This window comes from Pseudomonas sp. R62 (assembly GCF_000257605.1).
In the GTDB taxonomy this organism is placed as follows: domain Bacteria; phylum Pseudomonadota; class Gammaproteobacteria; order Pseudomonadales; family Pseudomonadaceae; genus Aquipseudomonas; species Aquipseudomonas atacamensis.
The window spans coordinates 1,534,532-1,537,589 of sequence record NZ_JH635999.1; the positions used below are offsets into that span (position 1 = coordinate 1,534,532).

At 61.1% G+C, this 3,058-nt stretch carries 3 protein-coding genes; all 3 read right to left on the reverse strand.

Annotated elements, in window-relative coordinates:
* Positions 1-61 precede the first annotated feature (61 nt).
* On the reverse strand, positions 62-595 hold the full coding sequence (locus tag OQK_RS24945; protein WP_016774826.1) for a hypothetical protein: 534 nt from the start codon (positions 593-595) through the stop codon (positions 62-64).
* Positions 596-673: 78 nt separating this feature from the next.
* Entirely contained in the window at positions 674-2,593 is a 1,920-nt protein-coding gene (locus tag OQK_RS24950; RefSeq protein WP_016774827.1) for a hybrid sensor histidine kinase/response regulator, read from the reverse strand.
* On the reverse strand, positions 2,586-3,058 hold a 473-nt coding region (locus tag OQK_RS24955), incomplete at its 5' end, for a helicase C-terminal domain-containing protein (protein WP_274380905.1). The genes OQK_RS24955 and OQK_RS24950, both read right to left, overlap by 8 nt.

Genomic DNA, 3,058 nt, shown 5'->3' on the forward strand with positions numbered 1-3,058 from the left:
GGTNAGGGGGTAAAATCACATTAACACCACAACATCCAGCACCTGTCCCGACCAATCCACCTCAAGGATTGGTCACCTGAATAAACACCGCATACACCCCCAACATCACCCAGAACGTGGCAAAAATCCACGGCGTGCGCACCGAGAACAGCAGCGACTTGCGATAACCCTTGTGGCTCGATTCCATTTCGCTGAACAGGGGTGACTCGTCATACGCCGCGCCCATTACCGGCTCGCTGTGCAGCAACTGGCTCTGTTTGAAGTGCCAGTGATCGATGATGTCGTACGCCGCACGAATCCCCGGCCAGGCATTCAGTGAGCTGAGCACCCCGAGCAGCGCGAGAAACGGCGGCACGACGAGGGTGAACATCTTGCCCCACTCCGGATTGAGGTTGGCCATGCACGAGGCGAAAGCGATCACCAGAAACGATTGCGCCGCCAGGTAGGCGTCGGTGCGGTTGGCGAGGATGCTGGTTTCGTACTGGATTTCCCGGCGATAGAAATCCAGGCGTTCCTTGGGTGAGCCAAACATCTTGGCGTCGTGTTCGGCCAAGGCTTCTTCAACAGCGCTTGGCTGGGTCAATATGCGAGACAAGAGACGTGCCCTCCAAAAGTGAACAAGACTTTTGGAAAGGCACGCGTCAGCACTAGTTCAGCCGGATCGACCAGCGCGTCACTTCATCGATTGAGCGATGATCTGCACCAGACTCGCTTGGGTGAACGGTTTCGGCAGACGCGGCAGTTGAGCGGCAAAACCCTCCAGGCGTTCGGCATATCCAGTGGCGAGAATGATCGGCAGATCCGGCTTGAGCATACGCAGGGCGTGAGCCAGTTGCGCGCCGCTCATTTTTGGCATGGCCATGTCGGTGATCACCAGATCGATGACTTCGCCCTGATCGAACAGCGCCAGCGCCTGGGCGCCGGAGGTCGCGCCGATAACGCGGTGGCCGAGGTCTTCCAGCAACAGACTGGTGCTGGTCAGCACCAGCGAATCGTCATCGACCACCAGCACACTGAGCCTCGGCACCGCAATGGGCGCGGCGTTGCTGTACGCCGGGCGACTGGCCGTACGCTCAAGCGCCACCGGAATCCACAGCTCGGCCGCCGTACCCTCGCCCTTCTCGCTTTTCAGAATAAAGCGCCCGCCCAACTGCTCGATGAAGCCGTGCACCATCGACAAGCCCAGCCCGGTGCCTTTGCCCAGGCCTTTGGTGGTGAAGAACGGATCACGGGCGCAGGCCAGCGTGGCTTCGTCCATGCCTTCGCCGCTGTCGATCAGGCTCAGGCACACGTAACGCCCCGCCGCGAGGGTCGAATGAGTTTGTTCCAGCACCACTTCGGCTTGCGCCTGAATGATCACCGTGCCGCCGTCGGGCATGGCATCGCGGGCATTGGTGGCGAGATTGAGGATTGCCAGTTCCAGCTGATTGCTATCGGCCAGCACTGGCTGCAGGTCGTCGGGAAAGCGTGTTTCGATACGAATACCCGGTCCGAACGAACTGCGCAGCAGCCCGGTGATGCCTTGCACCAATTGCGGGATATCCACCGATTCGGTCTTCAGTTCCTGGCGCCGGGCGAAGGCCAGCATGCGCTGGGTCAGCGAAACACCGCGCAAGGCGCCTTGGGTGGCGTTTTCCAGCAGTCGAGCGATTTTCGGCGCGTCGCCGATGCGTTTCTGCACGATCTCGAGGTTGCCGAGAATCACCGTCAGCAGGTTGTTGAAGTCATGGGCGATGCCGCCGCTGAGTTGGCCGATCGCCTGCATCTTCTGCGCTTGGAACAACGCCTCGCGGGTCTTTTCCAGGGCCTGCTGCGCTTCGTGGGCCTCGGTGACATCGCGGGTGATCTTGGCGAAGCCGAGCAACGCGCCGGTGTCGCCGCGAATCGCATCGACCACTACGTGGGCAAGAAAGCGCGTGCCGTCCTTGCGCATCCGCCAGCTGCGGTTCTCGAAGCGGCCTTCGCGGGTGGCAATCTCCAGCGAACGCTGCGGTTCACCAAGTTCGCGGTCTTCGGGGGTGTAGAAAATCGAAAAATGCTGGCCGATGATTTCTTCCGGCAAATAGCCCTTGATGCGCTGCGCGCCCTGGTTCCAGTTGCTGACGCAGCCTTCGGGGCTGAGCATGTAGATCGCGTAATCGGTGACGCCCTGCACCAGCAGGCGGAACTGCTGTTCGCTTTGCTTGAGGGTTTCCTCGGCCATTTTGCGGTCGGTGAGGTCACGGGTGATCTTGGCGAAACCGAGCAGCTTGCCGTCGGGGTCGATGATCGGATCGATCACCACGTGCGACCAGAAGTGCGTGCCGTCCTTGCGCACGCGCCAGCCCTCGCCTTCGAAGCGACCTTCACGGATCGCTGTGTCCAGCGCCCGTTGCGGCATGCCGTTGGCGCGGTCTTCCGGGGTATAGAAGCGCGAGAAGTGCTCGCCGATGATTTCCGCTTCTTCATAACCTTTGAAGCGTTTGGCGCCGGAGTTCCAACTGGTGATGGTACCGTCGGGGTCGATCATGTAGATCGCATAGTCGACAACCGCGTCGATCAGCAGCCGGAAACGGCTGTCTTCGATCGCTGCGGTTCTGTTGTTCTCACTCATCACACTCACCAGCCACTGTCATGGGCTGAAGTATGCGTGAATCCGTCGATTTGAAAAGCGCCGGTTCGCTTTTGATCGCCCACCAGCGTGGCAGCAGTTGCTGGATGCGGCTCTCGGCAAAGCGGTCGTCGATCAGCATGACCGTGCCGCGATCCTCACGGGTGCGAATCACCCGCCCGGCGGCTTGTACGACTTTTTGCATGCCCGGGTACAGATAGGTGTAGTCGTAGCCGGCGCCAAAAATGGCGGCCATGCGCCGCTTCATCTGCTCGTTGACCGGGTTGAGCTGCGCCAGCCCCAGCGTGGCGATGAACGCGCCGATCAGCCGCGCGCCGGGCAAATCGATGCCCTCGCCAAACGCGCCGCCCAACACCGCAAACCCGACGCCCTGGCTGTCGGCGCTGAACTGGTCGAGAAACGCCTGCCGCGCGCCCTCGGCCATGCCCCGCGATTGCAGCCACTGAG